Genomic DNA, 20,500 nt, shown 5'->3' on the forward strand with positions numbered 1-20,500 from the left:
TTTTCAACCTATCACGATAATTCACACATGCGTTTACATATTATGTTAATTTTAATTAAAAACAGATAATAATTCTACTTTTTTACAAATAATCTCATTATTGCTTTTAATTTTTGTTTAAATTTGAAACTCATAAAGCAGATTATTTATTGCCGATTTAATAAAAACATGCAAACAATTGGTTGTCAACAGTTACAACCCGGCAATACAATCACAGTTTAGTAAATAGAATGGCATGACAAAACTTTAATAGGTTATATATTATTTACACAAATGGCAAGAAAAAGAAATTTGTAGGAGAAGAAAAGTTATAAACCCATTGAAAATAAGGAATATATCCTGCATACATTAAAGTAACAACAAATACGTTTTTTACGACCCTAAGTTATCCTGAAAATTTTCGATTTCATGATCTCTTTGAATGTATTCAATATTCTTAAATAATGATTTTCACTTTTCACAATTTCAAAAAAATGTGAATTATGCCTCAATAGACATAATAATATACTACCTTTTTCGTTTTTTGATGCATAAATTTTAATAAAAGACAATATTCAATAAAATGTTATATAAAGAAATCCATATTGGAAAGTTTATAAAGGAGAGGGTTGATGAAAATGAGATACCAATGGAGAGGATATGCAAATTCCTGGGTAAGGATGAAGAATCTGTTGAAAATATGTACAAGAGCAGATCATTGGATGCTGATCTTCTTCTACGATGGAGCAAATTACTGGAATATGATTTCTTCAGACTCTATAGTTCACATTTAATTTTATATGCCCCTCCGGCGGCAGTTAATAAAAGTCAGCATAAATCTGAAAAAATTCCTTATTTCAGGAAGAATATTTATACTCAGGAAATTAAAGATTTTATTATGAAAAGAATTCTTTCCGGTGAAATGACGCAAAGTGAGGTCATTAAAGAATATTCTATTCCTAAAAGTACTCTTCACAGGTGGCTGCAAAAGACAGATAATACTAACGGATAAAATAGATTTATGCGTCCCAATTATAAAAAAATTTACCAGGATATGCTGAAAATGGAATATCCGGAAAAGTTAAAAGATCCTAAAGTCAAGGAGCTTCTTGGCAAACTCAATACAACGGAGGATATCCTTAAGTTTAATGATAAACTTTTCAAACCTTCAAGAGAAAACCAGAAGCTCAAAACGTATGACAGAAAAACGATGTTAAAGCTTCTTCAATATCAGAAAAAACATGGGCATTCTACCAGTTATATGTCAAAAAAATATAAAATAAGCAGAACAACCCTTTCAAAATGGAAGGGGATGTTTGAAGAAGAATTAGAAAATACTACAAAAAATGCCGGTAAATAAAATACCGGCTTTTTTTATTAAAGGTAAAATGATCGGGAAAAAAATGAAGGTTATGTATGGCTGAATCGTACCGGATGACCTTGCCAAATTAGTCGGCTACCCTATTCCTTCCCAATTGCGTACAATAAATTTCTTCCGAACGACACTTTGTTATACGTTAAAGAAACCGGAGGCGGAAAGAATGGAAGTAATTGTAAAAGACTGAAAGAATACTCTCTCTGGCTTTGTAGAAAATTATGTTACAAAGATGATTTCCATTTTCCCGCTTCCGGTTTCCAATTATAATAAAACAAGGCAATCGATGAACGTGTAATGTCGTGCTCTAACCCGCTGAGCTACTCTTCCCAAGCAGTTGTACTTTAAGTGGAAGAAACGGGACTCGAACCCGTGTCCCCGTCGTGATGATCGAAGTAACACTATTCTACGGCACTTGTTGATTTGTAATCAAGGTAATAAGGTCAGAATCGTTCGTGCATTTGCTCTACCTGCTGAGCTACCTCTCCTTTTCGAGGGAAAAGGCAGGATTCGAACCTGCGACCCAATGTTTACTCAATCCCGAAGTATGATTCTGAGACGACACTTGATTATGCTGTATGTTTTATAACATTTTTAATAATAGCCAAGGTAAAAAATTAGAAATCTTTCATAATCATCTGCTCTATCCTATTTTGAGCTACATGCTGTTGGCAACAGTGATGACAGGATTCGAACCTGCAACCTGATGAACCGGTCGAAGTATGATTTCTTAACGACACTTGGTTAAAGTTTTTTATAGTTATCCTTATATTTTAATAATAAAGAGGCAAGAGGTGAAAAGACTTTTAGAGATCATTTTCATGATCTTTTGGAGTCGAACCAATATCATAAGATTTACCGAAGTAAGCCTTTCCTACGGCACTCTTTTATATAAGCAAGGTAATAAGTCAAACAGAGACTTACTGGCGGAGTGTTACCATTTTCACTACCCTAAGGACAGGATTTGAACCTGTATTGCCGCCCTGAAAACGAAGAAACTCTGTTTTACGACACTTGCTTTAATCAATATTCTAATTTACTAGTTTTATTACCGCAAATCTATGTGGCTACTGCGTAATCTTTTTACACACTTATTTTTTTATTAAAAACCAAGCAATTGATTATAAGAGTCAATGATAATTCAATTGGAAGTTGACGATGAAACTCTTATCTACGGCATTGGTTATGACTACCGGGCAATCTGGCAAAAGACTCTGTCAATTTGGATTCGAAGAACGTCTTTCTTACGTCACCGGTAGTATTAATACTGCAAAATTAGGAGCGAAGTACGCATTCTTTTTACGCAGTTAAATTTTATTTATTTTTTGTTCGTTTTACCTTGAAGAAAAAGAACCAAAAGTTATTTCCTAGCCCCGATTGCAACGGTATCCTTTTTCTGAAATGGCTTTGCAAAAAAGCAATGGCGAAAAAGATAGAGTGGAAAGCGGGAATAAGCTTCTTAAAAAATTAAGGGTTATTAGTTTTTATAAAAGCAGTGCCCGTTACAGCACTACTTTTTGTATAATTTGCATTGCAGATTTGCGGTCTTCCAATGCATTCAATACATTGAAAATTTTGTCTGACCAACCTGCAATAAGATATACATCATTTTTTCTGACGTCGAGAGGCTGTCTGCCATATCCCGCCAGGTCAAAAATATACAATTTTGCATTGGGAGCTATTCTTTTATAGTGAGTCCACAAATCTTCAAAAGAATTTCTGCTTCCGGTACTGTTCCACATCTGGGTATCGGTGAACAACATTACTTTGTCTACTTTTTCCTGTCTTTTGATCAGGTCTTCCAATACCAGGTAACCATTTGTTGAGTAACCCACTTCACCTTCCCGTTTGTAGAAGGCGTCTACGTTTCTCAGAATACCACTTTTAGGCATTGGAATACGCAACCATCGGTCTCCAAATATACCTGTCACCACATTTTTACATTGTGACTGCAGGATCATAGACATCAGCAAGCCGATATCGTACAGCAATACTTTGCTTTTTTTAGAGACCGGTTTTTGCATAGAACCAGATACGTCTGCTGCAATTACTACCGAAGTTTCAAAACCGAAGCCTTTGATATTTTTGGCACTTACTGTAACGGCATCTTCCAAAGCTTCCAATACAGAGGATACGTAAGGAGAATCTATATCTTTTAATTCTCTGTATGCCGCCAGAAATCGGAACGGGAGCTGTTTTGAACCGGATACAGCTTTTTCATCGGACAGATATCTGCATACTTTGCTCATTGCATCAGATGAAACGCCTGCTTCCAGAATGTTTCTCAGGTTTCTCAACGTCGCCATGTAGCCCAGTTTATTGCTAAAAATAAGTTCTTCCCATTTATCTTTAAAAGCAGATTTTCTTTCGGCATCGGTTGCAAATTTCTTCTGACCTAACGTTGAGAGCTCTACTTCCCATGTATAAGGGGTTTCCAACATATCGTTTACGATTTTGTTGAAGATGGTCTGCTGATTTTCATCTTTAGCTTTCGGGTGAACCAAAAACAAGGCATCTTTCAAAGTAACGTCTGCCTTTCTGTTATATTTTGCAAACTGGTATTCATCAAATTTGTTGAATGACTTCATCAAACCTTTCTGAATCTGTTTGGATAATTTATTCAGTTTTTTGGTTTCCGTCCTTTCATTGGCAAGCTGATAGTAAGCCAGCAATTCTGTAATTTCATCTGCTCTCTGAACAACACCATCTACGGTACGGCTTACTAAATCAGTCCCTGAAACCTGCTTTGCCAATTCAGTCGTCAAAACCAATGGAATGGAACGCAGGTACATATCTTTTCTGGCATATACCGCCAGCTTTGCCACGAATTCGGGATCATTTTTTTTGATCAGAGACTGGATTCTTTCTAATCTGTCATTTCCCTTTTCATAGGTTGTATCTGACAGTCCTGTTGTAACAACAGCACTATATAATTCTTCTGCAGGTGTCATTGTGTATGCTTTTGCACCTTCATAGTTCAATACTACTTTATTTTCTTTTCTTAAAAAATTAAATTTCATGAGTTACTGTTTTTTTTGTTAAACATTTGGAAGACCACTTCCTCTCTGATTTCTGATGCAAAGTAATGACGCTATTGCGCAATCATTTTGCGTAGTTAATTTTTTATGTAAAAAAATTATTTTTTGTTCTAATGGGGTCGAAATGATTTGTTTTTGAATTGTTTCTATATTGATATGAAGAAGCGCAGTTATCTCCCGCAGAATCTGCAGATGGCACAGATATTATTTGTGTTTAATTTAGGTTCAGACTAAACTAAAGCCGTATGAATTGATATGATTATGATTGAGCGGGCTAAAGCCCACTCTTATTGTACTCCCCTTATCAATCATAAAGACGGTATTTAATGGTAATATCAATTATCAATTATCAATTATCAATTATCAATTATCAATTATCAATTATAATAAAATCCTTCTATCATTCATTTTCATGAAAGAAATCGGTATTATCAGGCATGTGGGAAGGTGTTTTTATAGCTTTGTATACATTAAAAATTAAGCTATGATTACAGGACTTTATGAAACGCATGTTCAGGTAAGTAATTTGGAAAATGCCATCAGATTTTATACCGAGATATTAGGATTAAAATTGGCTCATAGAGATGAAACAAGGCCTATTGCTTTTTTATGGATTGGCGAAGGGAAAGAATTTATGCTGGGACTGTGGGAACAAAAAGAGAATCTTCAAACCAGACATTTTGCATTTACAAGTACGAAAGAAGATATTCTAAATTACGCTGTAGATTTCCTAAAAAACAAAGATCTTGAACCTTATAATTTTCTGAAAGACGGATCTGTGCAACCTATGGTTTTTGCATGGATGCCGGCACTGGCCATTTACTTTAATGATCCGGACGGCAATCAGCTTGAGTTTATTTCTATTCTGGAAGGTGATAGTAAGCCTGGATTGGGAGTGCTTTCTTATGAAGAATGGATAAATTTTCAATAAAAATCAAGTGAATTCTGAACCATTTTATATGAATATTTTCGGTTAACAAAATTGGGCACCGGGAAATAAAAACAGATACTTATTTAATACCTTCATTATTGTAACGGAATCCGGCAAGCCCTTGGGGCTTGCCGGATTATATTAAATATTTACTAGAACTGGCTCATTACTTTTTTCACTGCCAGAACATGTTTACAAGGACCTCTTTCACCCTGATATTTGCTAAACCATTCACAGGTACATCGTTCTTTTTCTTCTTCAACAATCACGGTATGGTGTACTCCTGTTCCTTCCACTCTGGCTTCAGTTCGTTCTTTGGTATTATTTAAGATCACAACTTTTCCTTCATCAATCAGTTTTTCTGCATTTTTCATACGGGGATTCAGGCCGTTAGTCCTACTCAGCTTAAACGGTAATCTCCGATAGAAGAACTCCTGATCATCAAGATCATATCCCAATAAGCCCATCGCAGCAAGCCTACCCGTAAGATTATCAGCCATGGTTAGACTGATACTTTCCTGTACAGCCAGCATGGTTGCATTGAATGACTGATTGGCATACGCGTATTTATCCAGTGCATCAATCCATTCATCAGAAATATCCGGGATGAGACTATCCAATAGAGCACCTTCTCCTGAAAATCCTCTCCAGCATTCTCTGGATAAAGAAAAACTGAACTTTATATTCCCCATATAAAGTTGCCATGTGGTAGATTGCATATTGGGATGAGCAAAAACCTGCATACTGTCGATATAAGGGAGCAAAGGTTCCAGCAAACGAAGGCGATGAAGGCCTCCGATACAAATTGCATCCATAGATCTTACCGGAGAAAACATAGTCCTGTTTCCTCTTACAATAAGATAGTAATCGGATTTCAATATCCCTTTGGGCATGCCCCTGAATAATTGTTGCGCCTGAATTTTATTGAATGTGTGTCGTTTTTTAGATTCAGATAAATATACCTGAACCGTTCCAAGTCCTTTAATCCATTTTACAGGCAAAGGAACTTTCCTTTCTACCACTTTTTTTTCGTCTTTATACAATCCAACCTCCTTTTCACCCACTGATAGGATAATTTTTTCATTGGGTCGAATGCTTCCCAAAGCAGTGATCATTGTCTGGTTAAAGTCTACGTTTGTTGTTCCATTTTCCAAAAACTCTCCATCTAATCCCTCAGGCAAAACATCTACTCTCGCATACACTCCTGCACAATGAGAAAAACCCTCAAAACGAAGCCTTTCATTTCCTGCTGTGACAATCGGATCTTTAAGCATTGCCATCTGAAAAGAAGACAGATTAAAACTGGATTTTACAATATTGGAAAGTGTAATCAGACATCTTGCCAAAATAAACGGGTGGCTCACATTTCCCCAGAAAAAGCAGGGAACATCAGTATTTTTCTGTATCTCACTATATTTGGCAAGAAACAGTTCTTCAAGAGCATTCTTCTTTACCAACGATGATGATCTTGAATAATTATAAATAAGCGTATCTTCCATAATCTATTTTTTAAGAAGAAGATTGCAGATTTTTTTCAGGCTCGAGTTTTCTTTCCAGTCGTTTAATTTTTCTTTTACATTTTGATCAGCTTCCGACTGGTTTAAAGCTAATATCTCATGATACACATCCAAAAGCTTTTTCAAATTGGTAACCGGTTTTTCCATTTGAAGCAATATATTTGTGATCAGTTTTTCTAGGGCAATATTATGGTTTTTGCTGACATTCAGCATATGATTCTGCATAAGATCTGTTAATCTTTTTACAGGTGCCCATTCTAATTTTTCGTGCAAACCTATTACTTTTCCTAGCCGTTCATTATCGATCATCTGATGAGAAACATGTTCCAGCCAGATTTCAGCTGCTGTTCCCCGGATGGTCTTATCTCCGTCAAGAAAAATCGTTCCCAGAAACAGATACCCCATTTCATCCAAAGGTTTTTTGATTTGATACAGAGCTTTGGTTGTATTCAAAACCAGATTTCTTTCATAGACTTCAGCAATTCCGGAATAAAACAGGCAGTATTTAATTACTTTGGCCAGCGCATTTGCGGGAGTATTGGGAAAAGACCACATCAAAGCAGGTATTTCGGAAAGTTCTTTTTGATCAGCCACAAAATATTCCATGAATAAAGGATCTTTTCTTTTTTCCAGATGATATTTTGGGATGGCAATGCTCAATTCAACAGGATAATAAGAATTCTTTTTGTTATCAATTGTTTTCCAACTGTAAGCTCCCGTAAAAAATTCTGTTGGAATATTATCATATCCAAAATGACTGAATTCTTTAAAAACAGTTTGAGGTGAGCGTGTAATCCCGGCAGTCATCCACCATGAAGGGTGCTCAAATTTCCCTGTAGGTTTAGCATTTTTATCAAAGAAGAAGAGTAGCAGTTCTTTGTATTCTCCTTTTAGTTTTTCTTTAGCCAGTTGTAATGCTTCAGAAGTATCATCCAATGCACAACGTTGCAATGCCAGCTGAAAATCCAGATGATCAGGCTGTACATTTTTATTTTGATAAATTTCGAGTCTTTCTACTAAGGTAACGGGAGAAATCCAGCACGGAGAATGTGTTATGGTAAACAACAAAGGGATATGATCTCCTCTTTTCACTTTATGGTTTATATATATAGCAAATTCTTTAAACGCCTTTGCTGCAGGGCCTTCTACACCCACTTTTTCTACCGGACCTAATTTTTTGTTATAATTGGAAGAGGCCTCTCTTGTCGCTTCATCTTCTTTGGTTTTCTGATATATTTTTTCCAGGTTTTTGAGCTGCATCGGGTATTTTTCAAGCAGACTTAATCCGTAATTAATAATCAGGTTACACAATAAAACATTCAGATAGGGAACCTCCCATTTAGAAATTGTTTTACAGGCTTTTAAAAACACAGGTTCTATCAATTTTACAGATTCCGCATTAATTTCATTTGCAAAACGGACTAGCCCTGCTAAAGCAACATCACAATGATAACTATAAGGATCATCTATGGCCAACGGAAGGAAGAACATTAAATCTTCGAAACTTTCAAGTTCTTTAAGCTTATTTTCTTCTGTAGTCAAAAATAATTTTTCAGAAGATATTGCTTCCAGCTCAGGTTGTTCTTTTTCTATATATAGTACTAAAGATGGACGCACATTGGTCAGAATATTATCGGCATAATGAGAAAGAGCTTCTTTTATACTTTCTGAAACAGGAATATATTTCAGAATAATCTTTGCTGTCTTTGACTGAATGCCGTCGTCCTTGCTCACAAATGCCGTACTCAAAGCAATCCCTAACATTTCGGGGTCAAGCCTCTTATGTTGAAAAATTTTTTCGGTTAAAGTCAAACTTGAAATAACTACAGTTTTTACTTCAGAGCTCAACAGGTTGGGAAGATAATGTGAAAATTCATCACTTTTAAAAGCAGGTGTAGCCACTATCTTTTTCAAATGGGTCAGTATAGTGTTGCTTGCTTTTGATTGTACAGATGCCAATCCTGCAAGAAGTTCATCCTGCAGATCAACCAATTCCTGATCTGTAGGCTTCAACGCTGTAAATGCATCCATAAACCAACCAGTAACATTTTTATTAAAATTTCTGTTGGATGCCAGCAAGCATTCTCTTAAAAATCTTTTCCGTTCAATTTTTTGCTCTGTCACCAACTTCTGAACTATCGGAAACCATTCTTTACGGAACGGTAAAGATTTTGAAGGATATTCGCACAAATACCAAAAGTGTGTGTTGAGGGTTTCAGGATGGTGATCCAGATCGGCAGGATAATTACTTAGATGATGTCCCCATAACTCGGGCTTTGGTTCCACATATCCTTTCTCTGTCCATCCCAAAATATCCTGATAGTTAAAAGCCGTAAATTCGGCATCTATGGATTCATTAATAAAATTAGAGAACCAATTTGGGCACCCCCATTCCAGAATTTCTTCCGTTTGTTTAATATTTCTGAAAAGGCTCCAATAATTTTTACCGAAGTTTTTCTGATCCATGCAGACAAATGACGCAATATCAATAATGGAATGCTGGTTGGCCGAGCCTGCCGTATGATAAGAATTCTTGGTCATGATGATCTTGCTGATCTCGCGATCCATTTTTTTTATCGTAGGCACTAATGTTTTTCTTTCCTCTTCTGTGAGTTCTTTTAGAAAAGGGATAATCTCATGTATCTTCTCCTCATTAAGGATTTCATATAGTCTTTCTTTCATTTGTTTTAATTTGGTGAATAGTTTTTTTCAGGTTATTTTGTTTTCCCCATTCATCAAGCTGATCAAAAATTGTTTTATCTGCTTCAGATTGGTTCAGGGTTATTAGTTCGTTATAAAGCTCCAGCAGTTTTTTGAGATTAAACACGGGTTTCTCTACTGCTGAAAGAATAGCTATCAATAATTTTTCAAAGACGTGGTTGTGGTGAATACTCAAATTGATAAGGTCTGACAATCCGTCTGTAAATCTTTTCACGGGAGCCCATTCAAAACCAATCTTATTCCCTATCAGTTTACCCAATGTCTGCACTTCAAAATCTTCTGAAACCGCCCTGTTTACAAGCGCTTCAAAAGCCATACCAGAGAATGTCCTACCTTTATTAAACAGACCTGCGGACAGAAATAAATAGTGAACAGGTTGAAAAGGTACATTCAGCTTCATCCAGGCATCAAAGAACCGTACATTTCCTTTAATATCATATTGATAGATAGAATTTGACAAAGTCTCATTATATTTTTTACCAAAAACAGAACCTGAAAAATAAGGAGTCGCATATAAAATATAAATCAGGTCATCATCAGAAACATGGTGAAAAGAATTGAATAAATGGTCAAGAAAATCTGCATTTTTCGGAAGCTCCTTCCGATTCTCCATCTGGATTACTATCTGAGGTATTTCTTCTGTTCTATCCCACTTGTGTATTTTTCTGTAACTGAAATCCCACTTGAAACTTCCGTTCAGATAGACATTTTGATAGTGATCTTTGAAATAATTCGCTTCAAAAACGGGTTTAAGAAGATCAACATACTCTTCGCTAAGTTTCTCTTTTGCATATTTTTCTGCTTCTGCAAGATTTTCTTTTCGGGTACGAAGCAGAGCGATCTGAAGATCAAAAGGAATTGGCTGCTCTTTTTTTTGTTGATACACAACCAGCTTATCTACCAGATTTTGAATAGTGATCCAGCATGGTGTATAATCCGGTACAGAAAGGAGCGGAAGGTTGTTATCTTGTTTTAAAAATTCAAAAACACCTGAAAGAAGCTTGTGAAACCCTTTAAAAATCAAAGGAGTTCTTTTTTGAACCCAATTGTCAAGATCCGGGAAAGCCAGCCGGGCCTCTGAAAGGATATTTGATTTCTTTTTTTGTTTTAATAATCCGTAATTTATAAAAAAAGTCGCCCATAAATGGTGTAACCCTGGGGTATCTTTTAATGCAAGAGCAGCTTTAAATGCCGGTTCAAGCTGGTTAAAATGCTCTTCGTCAAACTTGTCATTAAATCTTATTAACGCATCCAGAAAAAGGTCTGAATAATAGGATTCATGGTGATTGAATATCCGGGGAGCAAAAAAAATAAAATCATCAACTGTATCAATGGGCAAAATGACTTCCGGTGTGTACCATGAAACAGATTCTTTACTTTTTCCTATCGTATTTTCTGTTTCTTTTTTCACTACAAACTGCTCCAGCAATATACTTGCATCGGAAAGCAATGATCCGGAATAAAGCTTTAATTCTTCACCTAATTTTTCGGATTTGAAATCTCCATATTTAGCAATAATCTTTGCTCCTTTTACCTGAACGGATTTATCCTTGTTCAAAAAAACAGGCATTACCAGCAGACAGATTTTTTCAGAATATGATGTATGAATACCTGCAATTTTTTCAAAACTTTGAAGCAACGGATTGATAATATTCTTCGTTGAAAGAGTTGCCAATGGCGCTACAGCCTGCAAAAATTCTTCGGTTTTAATTTTTTTTTCTGTGATTACCGGATGGATGATCTTCAAAACACCCGGAAATAATGAAGATTGAGTAGAATGAAAAATAAGAAATAACTCCTCCTGTAGGTCTACAATTTCATGACCGGAAGGTTCCAGAGAAGTAAACAGCTCCAGAAACCAGGTATTATGCTCTTTCGAAAAGTTCAAATTAACAGCTTTGAGACTTGATTGCAATACCTTGAAGCGATCAATTTTATTATTCTGAACGAGTATTTTCAGAGTATCTTTCCAATTAACATCACGGGAACGGGCAGTAACACTACACTCATATTCAAACAAAAACCAGATATGTGAATCTAAAATCACCGGATATGAATCTAGCTGATCTGCTGGAAGTAATGAAGAGGAAAGTAATGATGCACTTATTTCATCATTTAATCTGAAGTATCCTCTCTGTTCCCATTCCAAAACTTTTAGATAATCCACCTCACTTAAGAACGGATAGCTTTCGCCAACCCATACGGGAACGTAAGATTCAAAAAGTTCTTCGATAAGTTCTATCGGTAAAGAATAATATCCAGGGCTTAATTTTCCAAATTCCTCTTTTGTGGTACAACATGCCAAAGCAGCTAACACAGAGATAGTGTTGTGGCCCCATTCTTTATTAATCCGTTTCTTTAATACGACCGCAACTTCTTTTTTATCTTTTGGTGTCAGCTTTTTGAGAAAAGGAACAATTTCCTTGATTTTATAGTTAAGATAAATAGCCTTAAAATCCTCTTCAATAAGCATAAATTCATTCTTATCAGCTAAAATAGCAAAAAATGATCTACAGGGATTAAATTATCCCTAAAAAGTGAATTTTTTAACAAAAATTTATGCTTTTAACACTAGCCTGCGGGGCATTTTCAAAAATTATCATGATCAAACATTATTTTATTTTACCAAAAAACACACTTTTTAGTGTGTTAATAAGCGTTTTTATTTACAAAAATGAAAATGCACAGTTTTATTTAAAATTTTTCCGAAAATAAATTTCAATTCATTAAAATGCATATATTTGCACAACACAAATACTTGACAACTCAAATACTTTTCAATGATAAGCAACGAATTATTATTTTTAATCAGCATCAACAAATTACAGTCTGTCATTTCAAGAAAATTTGATTCTTTGAGTGTACATGGATTGGGGTTTAATGATTTTGTCATTCTTTATATCCTGATCACTTCTTCAGAAAGCAAGATGCGAAGGATTGACCTCGCCGAGAAAATCGGGTTGACGGCTTCGGGAGTTACCCGTTTATTGAATCCTCTGGAAAAAATCGGGTTAGTTTCAAGAGAGATCAATGAAAGAGATGCACGGGTAAGCTATGTTGTTATTACACCTGCAGGCAAAAACCTATTTGAAGAGGCAAAAAATACTGCAGAAAATAGTACAAAAGATATTCTTAGTACTAAAAAAAGTAAATCGTTAAAAGTCTTTACCGAGCTTTTATCCGACCTGGGCGGGAATATCCAATAACCGGTTATTGATATGAAAAATATAGTAAAAAGAGAACTACGGGAAAAAGCGAAAAACCATAAAACAACTATGGGAGTGCTTTCTGTTACCAATACATCAAATGGCAAACAATATATTCAGGGGTCATTACACCTTGAAGCTTTGGTCAATAAGATGAAATTCCTTCTGAACGGGGGATCATTTACCAATGCATTGTTGCAAAAAGACTGGATAGACTTGGGAAGTGAAGTCTTTATCTTCGAATTTGTTGTCATTATTCCTGATCAGAATAATCCTTATATCAATTATCGTCAGGAAATATCAAAGGCAGAAAAAGCCTGTATTGCTGAAACAATCAGCAAATTATACTAAAGTCATGTCGAAAAAATACCTTACACCCACTTTTGAAGCAGGAAAGCATCTGTTTCTTAAAAACATACAGGGTTCTGTCATTAATCTTAATCTTATTAAATTAAAGCAAGAAGCCGATTATTCTGAATATCCTCATCTGAAACCCACTGAAAAAATAAGTGGATGGGATGCTTATTTTAAATATATCAAAGAAGCTGAACCATTTTTACGGGCAAGTGGGGGAGAAATTATTTTGATAGGAAAAGGAGATCAGTTTCTGATTGGCCCTCAGGATGAACAATGGGATATCTGTATGCTTATAAGGCAGAAAACTGTTGCCGATTTCTTCAATTTTGAACAGGATGAAAATTATATGAAAATCACAGGGCATCGGATTGCGGCCATTGAAGATTCAAGGTTATTACCTCTGGAAGAAGTATTGATGAATACTAAAGAAATATAGATGGACATTATTACACTTTCTCAGGCAGACTTGTGCTACGAGATCTTCGGGAAGGAAAACCAAGAAACTATGGTACTGATTTCCGGATTGGGAAGTCAGATGATCTGTTGGGAAACTTCTTTTTGTAAGATACTGGCAGATAAAGGTTTCAGAGTAATCCGTTTTGATAACAGGGATTCAGGAAAATCTGTTTTCACGGCTCAACCAACAGTTGCCACGGGCAAAACTATTGAAGAAATGTTTGCCACAATGGAGACCAATGATATTCCATATTCATTAATGGATATGGCGAAGGATGTGATTGAATTACTTAATTATTTACATATTGAAAAAGCACATATTGCAGGTCGTTCCATGGGTGGAATTATTGCCCAGCTATTAGGTTCTTACTACCCTGAAAGGATTTTATCTCTTACTATCATCATGTCTACCTCCTTGAATCCGGCTCTGCCAAAGCCCGATCCTGAGATTATGGCAATGATGATGACGCCTGGTGCTGATCCCAGTACACATAAAGAAGCTTATATCAAAGAAAGAATAGATTTCGCTACAAAAATTTCCGGTAGTTTATATCCTCTCGACTCATACCATGAAAAGACAATGATTGAAGAAGAACTTCAGCGTTCTCAAACCAAAAACGGGATCATCAGACAACTTTTGGCGATGGGTTCTTATCAATATACCTCCGGTATTTTGAAAAACCTATCAGCTCCTGTCTTAATCATTCATGGAACAGATGATCCCATCTTCCATCCGGATTGCGGAAAGGATATTGCGAATTCTATTCCGGATTCTGAATTAATTATTATTGAGGGTATGGGACATTCTATTCCGGAAGTACTTTACCAATCAATTGGCGAATGGATCACTCATTTTATCAACCATAAAAATTATTAGAAAGATGGCTGCAAAAAATTACATTTTAAAAGTCTTTTCTACTTCTGTTAATCCCATTTTGGTCAAATGTCTGTATACTGTTGCCAGAGTAATATTTCTTTTTTCTGCAATTTCAAAAGGAGGCATTCCTTCATCAAATAATTGAAATGTAACAAGATGAGTGGGCTTTTTTACAATAATTACAGAAGTATCTCTTTCATTTGTTTTGTCAAAAAGAGGAATTCCGAGCAGAAAGCAGTCCTTTAACCTGTCAATATAATCAGCAAGATCATAGAGGAATGTTCTGGTTTCTTCATTAAAGGTTTTCAATCCTTTGGTACCTGAAGTTTCGGAATAAAAATCTTTTAGTGGAAGAAAGAAATAATCGACTGTATTCTTATAAAAAAAATTGACAGCCCCCTTGCATTTGTCTTCAATTTCAGACCACTGCTCCTCTCCCACCGCAAAGTTCCTGGACATCTGTTGAATGATTATCCTAAACTTTCGGGCAATATTATCCAGCCTTTCGCTTTCCTTTTCAAAATTTTGCAGGAGCATCTTTAATTTTTTCTGATCCGGTACTTCTGCCGGCATAGCAGAAATTTTCCAGTGTGATACAGCTTCCTTCAACCAGCCAGCATATGCAGTCATCTGAACTTTATGCAAACTATGATCATATTTTTCCTGTTCGATGAGCTGCTCTAAAATTCCATTGGCATTTGTTGACTGTTGGAAATGTTCAATCCTTTGATCACAAAAGATAACGTCCGGAGTAATTTTAGATTTCAGAATAATTCCTTCCAAAGTACGGCATCGGCTGAGCGCTACATAGACCTGTCCGCTGGCAAATGATCTTCCTGCATCAATGATGACACGGTCAAAAGTTAATCCCTGGCTTTTATGAATGGTAACCGCCCATGCCAGCCGTATCGGGTATTGTTCAAAACTTCCGATAATGTCGGTTTTTATATTCTTTTCTGCATCGAGACTATATCTTTTCTGCTCCCACACTTCTTTGGTCACTGTAATTTCAGTTCCGGTTTCCTCAAAAACAGCTTTGATCAGGTCTTCTTCAACATGTGAAATGGTAGCAAGCTTCCCATTATAAAACTTCTTTTCAGGAGATGAATCGTTGCGGATGAACATAATTTGAGTCCCTTCTTTTAGTTCCAGAATTTCATCATTCGGATATTGGGTTTCTTTGAATTCTCCAATCACTGTAGCCTGATAAAAATGAGAAGATCCCGATAATTCTCTTAGTTTTTTCTGATTGATATGATCCGCAATACGGTTATGAGAGCAAAGATGAATATAGGCTTCATATTCAGGTTCAAAATCAGGTTGATACCGGGAATTAAGTTTTTCAAAATCAAGATTACGGATATCCGCATGTCTTACTGCATTGAGAATTTCCAGGAATTCTTTATTCTCCTGTCGATATACCTTCATCAATTCCACGGTGACTAAAGGAAGTCCCTGTAATGCTTTGGCAGAAAAGAAAAAGGGAGTTGGATAAAATTTTGACAAAATTCGTTCTGAATCCTCTCTCACCACGGGAGGCAACTGGTACAAATCACCTATTAACAGTAGTTGTGCACCTCCAAATGGCAGCTGGTTTCTTCTAACTCGTCTCAGCGAATGATCCATCATATCGAGCAGGTCAGCTCTTAACATTGAAACCTCATCAATAATGATCAATTCAATTTCACGGAAAAGATCGAGCTTATCTTTACGGTATTTAAAATGAGGAAAAAGTTCATTGATATTCATTGCCACATTGGGATCCACTGGTTCTGAAGTGGGTACAAAAGTCCGTAACGGAATGCCAAATAAGGAATGAATGGTTACGCCACCTGCATTGATGGCTGCTATTCCTGTCGGCGCAACGATAATATGTTTTTTACGGGTCTTTTTTACAAAATCATTAAGAAAAGTAGTCTTTCCTGTTCCTGCTTTCCCTGTTAAAAATACACTTCTGCTGGTATGTTCAAGCAATTCAACCAGTGCTTCCAATGCATAGAATTTTCACCAAAGTTAATGGATAAAAAACAAAAATCTCACATCTGCCCAAAAAAAGACTCCCTTTCTCAAGGGAGTCTGCCTCATTGATATCATTAAAGATACAAGATCGTTTTAATAATTTTTCAGGCACCAATGCAGAATTTTCGCAATATTTTTTGCATCATCTACTCCTCTGTGGTGAGTACCTTCCAATGTCATTCCGAGCTCACCTAATGCCCTGTTCATTCCGACACTTTTCCTGATCGTAGGATGTGTTTGTCCGAATAAGGTTTTTACATTGATGTGATCATCGCTCATCGGATAATCTGTATAGAATCTTCTGGATTGATCCTTAAGCATATTCAAATCGTAGTTTCCGTAGCTTGCCCATGTAAGCTCTTCAGAGTCATATTCTGCCCTGAGGATGTCAAATGCATCATCGAGCATAATGCCTTCGTTATCCAGCATATTCTGTGTAAGCGTAGTCAATTCTGTACAAAACGGACTTACTTTTGAATACTGGGGTTTTACCAGAATTCCTTCATTTTTAGAGATTTTACCGGTCTTTGCATTCATAATGCATACTCCTATTTCGATGATCTCACTTTCCTGGCCTCTTGGCGGTCGGTTTTCCCAGCATGTTGCCTCAAGGTCTACAATTAATATATTTTCTGTTGTTTTCACTTTGTTTATTTTTTTTAAAGCCTATAATACAGAAGTAAGGGGTTTTGTTATTTTTTTACATTTCCGGCTTCTGTCTTCAGACCTGATTATTATTTCTCCAGAATCTTACTTAAAATTCTGGCCGTATTATACGCATCATCTGCACCACTGTGGTGTTTTCCTTCAAAGTCCATATTCAGATGATCCAGTGCTCTTTTGAGCCCTATTGATTTATAGAGTCTGAAGTGTCTTTTAAATTCAGACATGACATTCAGATACTGTTCTGAAAAAGGGCTTTCTATTCCGAGCCACTCGCATTGCTCTGTGATTTGCTCTCTGTCAAAGTTTCCATATCCTGCCCAGGTTAACGGGACAGATTGGTATTCATCTCTGATTTTATCGCAGGCTTCTTCGAAATAGATTCCTTTTTCTTCAATGAGTTTGGGAGTAATTCCTGTCAGCTCTGTGCAGAACCTATTGATTTCTGATCTTTCAGGGGTTACATAAATACTTTGCTTTTGGGAAATTTTCCCGGACTTCAGAGCCAGTTTGCAAATCCCTATTTCTATAACATCGACCTTTTGTCCCATTGGAATTCTGTCGTTCTCCCAACAGGTAGCTTCCAGATCGATGATAATGATTTCATTTGTTGTTTTCATAGTGTTTAATGAGGAACCGGAGATTAGAAGTCCGTCAGATATTCAATCTCCTCTATCCTCCTATTTCGTTAGTTTCTTGGTTCAAAGGGAGGTGTCCATTTTTTCTTCTTTATGATTTCTTTGACCTCTTCGTAAGAGATCGGATAAAAATCGTGGCAATCTACTCCTACGTCAAAGCTCAATGCCATTTCATCATCCGGTAATGTTCCGTGTGAGTGGCCGTACAATTGCCATATCCCACGATGCGAGCCGTTCCAGGTACGCATGGCGTAATGAAAAAGAATGATTTTCTGTTTTCCGTTACTGTTTTCCGGTTCATCGACTTTCAGTTCATGATAATCCCTGATGGAAGCAAATCGTTTGGGATAGGTTAAGGCAGCACCTTCATGATTCCCTTTGATCAAATGAATATTGCCGTTCAGCCGATCCAGAATTTCTTTTGTGAAATCAGGTTTTCCTAAACTGAAATCGCCTAAATGGTACACGGTATCACTGGGTTCAATTTTTTCGTTCCACCTCTTAATGAGTTCTTCGTTCATATGTTCCGGAGACTCAAAAGGTCTTTCGGAAAATCGGATCATATTTTCATGACCAAAATGATGGTCAGCTGTAAAAAATATATTGGGTTTCATTCCTTTAAATTTTAATTTTTACCGTAAAAGGAGTTGCCCCATCCAATCTTCAATGTGCTGTCCTTCCAGAAAAAGGGAATTTTTACATTTTCAATTGTAAAACCCCATGATCCTTTTACGGTCTTGTTATACATAAAAAAGTTTCGGCAAAATTTACCGAAACTATACTTTAATAGTCATCAACTCTTCTTTTATACAATCAATGACTATAGAATTCAACTTTTTGTTGATTCTCTTCTGTTCTTCTTTTTCAATGGTTGCAAAAACTGCCGGAAAATCTTTTTCAAAATCTTCGAGAATATCCTGAGCAAAAAGCCCGATTACTTTCCCTATCATTTTAGGTTCAAACTCGCCGATCTTGCTCACTACATTATTCAATCTGTTGGTCGTTACATAGTGTTGGATTTCTTCCCAGATATTCTGAGCCTGTTCACTAAAATGAGTTGGTTGATAAACAGTTTTTGTCTGTTTTTTCACCATTTTAGATTTCTCAATCCACTTTTCATTTTTATTTTTTAGAATGACTCTTGCGCCGTTGCCAAAATATCTGGTTTTCAAAGTTTTTACAATAGTTCCTTCACACATATTGTTCATTTCCGGAAGTCCAAGCCATGCCGGGATCTTGGAATTGAAAACGTTCGGGAACTTTAAAGCCTCTTCCAACGTACCCTGAAACAGGGTTTTAGCAAAGAAAAATCCTGTTTTGTCAAAAATAGTATTGATGATATCTGTATCCAGATAAGTAACTCCATTCAACTTAATGTCGAAGGCATAAAATTCGTTGTAAGGAGCATACTCAATTCCTTTCTGCACTCTTACAGCCTGTTTTACCGGCTCTACTTCTTTATGCTGGTAACCGCCGCCAAACAATTCACCATAGATGACTATGGTTTCAACATTCGGATGAAGCATCTTCACAGCATGGAATGCTTCAATGACATTTTTTCTGTAACGATCCAATATCTGATGGGCATTGAAAAATTTTTCATCTTTATTGATGAATGCAGTCCTCTTCGCGATTTTAATTTCTTTTCCATCGGTAAAGAAAGAGAAATTAGCCCCATGAACTTTCTCCTGCACAATGAAAACCTCATCCCCAAAACCTTGTAGTCTGATCTGCTCGATCACGCGGGTTTGGTAAGCATTTTCTATAGTGTTATATGTTTTAAAAATCATTTCTTTAGTTTTTAATTGTTTCCAATTCGTTATTTTTCATCTGAGTAAGGTGTCTTTGTGCATGAAGTGAAAGAAAATAGATGTACTCATATACATTAATTTTTCCCAGTCCATTGACCGTCATTGTAGTTTTACAAAGAACTCCTTCCCCGTTTTTCATGGTATTGAGATAGAGCAAACATTGATGATACTGTTGAGTAATTAAATTCCTGATTTCAGATAAGCTTAATTTTCCCTGAGGTTCCATATGTTCCGGTCTGATCCACTCAAAAGCTCCATATTCACCTATTCTTCCAAAGTTTTCTTTACTGAAACTGTAATTTTCTATTTCCGACTGCAAATCAAGATTCAAATAATTTCTCATTGCTTTTTTTGAGCCTTTTTCAATAAGGATCAGCAAAAAGAAATTCGTAAGATAAATATGTTCTAAGATTTGGTGAACCGTCCAACCTCCGTTTGAAGGTTGAAAATTCAACGTCTTTTCATCTTTATCAAACCATTCGTCTACTTTATCAAAACCAGATGTCAAATGTGTTTTTATTTCTTGAATCAATATGAAAATGTCCATTACATTTTTTTAAAGTTTTTTAAAAGGCTTTCAATATTTTCCTTTCCTACAGGGTTCATAGAATGGCAATAGAATTTAGGGATATTCAAAGAATGATCCAGGCAGTATTCTATCAACCATTTGGCACAATCGTAGCCTGTTTTTTCAACAAATTCCGAAGAATCCTGTTTCAGATCAGCAAGGTCATGGTCAAAAGAAATCATTTCCGGAAGTCCTTTTTCCAAAATCCTGTTGATAAACTGCCCGTAATTGCGAACGATATGCCAGTCTTTTCTGAGGAAAATATCCTGTTTGGTATACTGATATGCTTCAACAGGATATCGTATATCATCCAGAAATAATAATCTTTTTGTTTTTTCCATGAT

Annotated in this window: 18 protein-coding genes; 7 read left to right on the top strand and 11 right to left on the bottom strand. The window is 36.1% G+C overall.

Annotation, left to right across the window (positions count from 1 at the left end; genetic code table 11):
- The first annotated feature begins 562 nt into the window (after window positions 1-562).
- Both C1631_RS20515 and C1631_RS20520 read left to right on the top strand, forming a co-directional pair.
- A complete protein-coding gene (locus C1631_RS20515) occupies window positions 563-991 on the top strand; it encodes a transposase (RefSeq protein WP_109713935.1) in 429 nt (142 codons plus the stop codon).
- 9 nt (window positions 992-1,000) lie between these two features.
- Window positions 1,001-1,339 (top strand): hypothetical protein, encoded by a 339-nt coding sequence (locus tag C1631_RS20520; protein ID WP_103247320.1) that lies wholly within the window; start codon window positions 1,001-1,003, stop codon window positions 1,337-1,339.
- Between the two features lie 1,517 nt (window positions 1,340-2,856).
- Here C1631_RS20520 and C1631_RS20525 read toward each other — a convergent pair.
- The gene (locus C1631_RS20525) at window positions 2,857-4,374 is read right to left on the bottom strand and encodes a TROVE domain-containing protein (RefSeq protein WP_103247321.1); all 1,518 of its coding nucleotides are present in this window, start codon (window positions 4,372-4,374) and stop codon (window positions 2,857-2,859) included.
- A 502-nt stretch (window positions 4,375-4,876) separates the two neighbouring features.
- Here C1631_RS20525 and C1631_RS20530 point away from each other — a divergent pair.
- Complete coding sequence (locus tag C1631_RS20530; protein ID WP_109713937.1) at window positions 4,877-5,323, top strand: VOC family protein; 447 nt, start codon at window positions 4,877-4,879, stop codon at window positions 5,321-5,323.
- 152 nt (window positions 5,324-5,475) lie between these two features.
- Here the strand turns inward: C1631_RS20530 and C1631_RS20535 are convergent, their stop codons facing one another.
- From C1631_RS20535 to C1631_RS20545, 3 genes are read right to left on the bottom strand one after another with little or no spacing between them, the layout of a single operon-like run.
- Window positions 5,476-6,822, bottom strand: a complete 1,347-nt coding sequence (locus tag C1631_RS20535) for an SWIM zinc finger family protein (protein ID WP_109713939.1) — start codon at window positions 6,820-6,822, stop codon at window positions 5,476-5,478.
- Window positions 6,823-6,825: 3 nt separating this feature from the next.
- Window positions 6,826-9,522: a DUF6493 family protein gene (locus tag C1631_RS20540; RefSeq protein ID WP_109713941.1), complete on the bottom strand. Its 2,697-nt coding sequence runs from the start codon at window positions 9,520-9,522 to the stop codon at window positions 6,826-6,828.
- Entirely contained in the window at window positions 9,503-12,034 is a 2,532-nt protein-coding gene (locus C1631_RS20545; RefSeq protein ID WP_109713944.1) for a DUF6493 family protein, read from the bottom strand. Before C1631_RS20545 ends, C1631_RS20540 begins: the two co-directional genes overlap by 20 nt.
- 307 nt (window positions 12,035-12,341) lie before the next feature.
- Between C1631_RS20545 and C1631_RS20550 the strand changes: the two genes are divergently transcribed.
- Genes C1631_RS20550 through C1631_RS20565 form a run of 4 tightly spaced genes read left to right on the top strand, consistent with a single transcriptional unit; the run spans window position 12,342 to window position 14,457 of the window.
- Window positions 12,342-12,767 (top strand): MarR family winged helix-turn-helix transcriptional regulator, encoded by a 426-nt coding sequence (locus tag C1631_RS20550; RefSeq protein WP_103249276.1) that lies wholly within the window; start codon window positions 12,342-12,344, stop codon window positions 12,765-12,767.
- 12 nt (window positions 12,768-12,779) lie between these two features.
- Entirely contained in the window at window positions 12,780-13,118 is a 339-nt protein-coding gene (locus C1631_RS20555; protein ID WP_109713946.1) for a GIY-YIG nuclease family protein, read from the top strand.
- Window positions 13,119-13,122: 4 nt separating this feature from the next.
- A complete protein-coding gene (locus tag C1631_RS20560; RefSeq protein WP_103249274.1) occupies window positions 13,123-13,560 on the top strand; it encodes a DUF1330 domain-containing protein in 438 nt (145 codons plus the stop codon).
- A complete protein-coding gene (locus tag C1631_RS20565) occupies window positions 13,561-14,457 on the top strand; it encodes an alpha/beta fold hydrolase (RefSeq protein WP_109713948.1) in 897 nt (298 codons plus the stop codon).
- An 18-nt stretch (window positions 14,458-14,475) separates the two neighbouring features.
- On the opposite strand, the gene C1631_RS20570 is transcribed toward C1631_RS20565, so the two are convergent.
- The 7 genes from C1631_RS20570 to C1631_RS20600 form a co-directional block, all read right to left on the bottom strand.
- Window positions 14,476-16,449 (bottom strand): AAA family ATPase, encoded by a 1,974-nt coding sequence (locus C1631_RS20570; RefSeq protein ID WP_103248092.1) that lies wholly within the window; start codon window positions 16,447-16,449, stop codon window positions 14,476-14,478.
- A 120-nt stretch (window positions 16,450-16,569) separates the two neighbouring features.
- Window positions 16,570-17,121 carry a 3'-5' exonuclease gene (locus C1631_RS20575; protein ID WP_109713950.1) on the bottom strand — a complete coding sequence of 184 codons (552 nt, stop codon included), beginning with the start codon at window positions 17,119-17,121 and terminating at the stop codon, window positions 16,570-16,572.
- An 89-nt stretch (window positions 17,122-17,210) separates the two neighbouring features.
- On the bottom strand, window positions 17,211-17,759 hold the full coding sequence (locus C1631_RS20580) for a 3'-5' exonuclease (RefSeq protein ID WP_109713952.1): 549 nt from the start codon (window positions 17,757-17,759) through the stop codon (window positions 17,211-17,213).
- A 68-nt stretch (window positions 17,760-17,827) separates the two neighbouring features.
- Entirely contained in the window at window positions 17,828-18,391 is a 564-nt protein-coding gene (locus C1631_RS20585) for a metallophosphoesterase family protein (RefSeq protein WP_103248094.1), read from the bottom strand.
- Window positions 18,392-18,553: 162 nt separating this feature from the next.
- Complete coding sequence (locus C1631_RS20590; protein WP_103248095.1) at window positions 18,554-19,567, bottom strand: RNA ligase, Rnl2 family; 1,014 nt, start codon at window positions 19,565-19,567, stop codon at window positions 18,554-18,556.
- Between the two features lie 4 nt (window positions 19,568-19,571).
- Window positions 19,572-20,135 carry a DinB family protein gene (locus tag C1631_RS20595; RefSeq protein WP_109713954.1) on the bottom strand — a complete coding sequence of 188 codons (564 nt, stop codon included), beginning with the start codon at window positions 20,133-20,135 and terminating at the stop codon, window positions 19,572-19,574.
- Window positions 20,135-20,497: a cyclic-phosphate processing receiver domain-containing protein gene (locus tag C1631_RS20600; RefSeq protein WP_103248097.1), complete on the bottom strand. Its 363-nt coding sequence runs from the start codon at window positions 20,495-20,497 to the stop codon at window positions 20,135-20,137. Before C1631_RS20600 ends, C1631_RS20595 begins: the two co-directional genes overlap by 1 nt.
- Window positions 20,498-20,500: the final 3 nt, after the last annotated feature.

The sequence above is a fragment of the Chryseobacterium phosphatilyticum genome (genome assembly GCF_002899825.2).
In the GTDB taxonomy this organism is placed as follows: domain Bacteria; phylum Bacteroidota; class Bacteroidia; order Flavobacteriales; family Weeksellaceae; genus Chryseobacterium; species Chryseobacterium phosphatilyticum.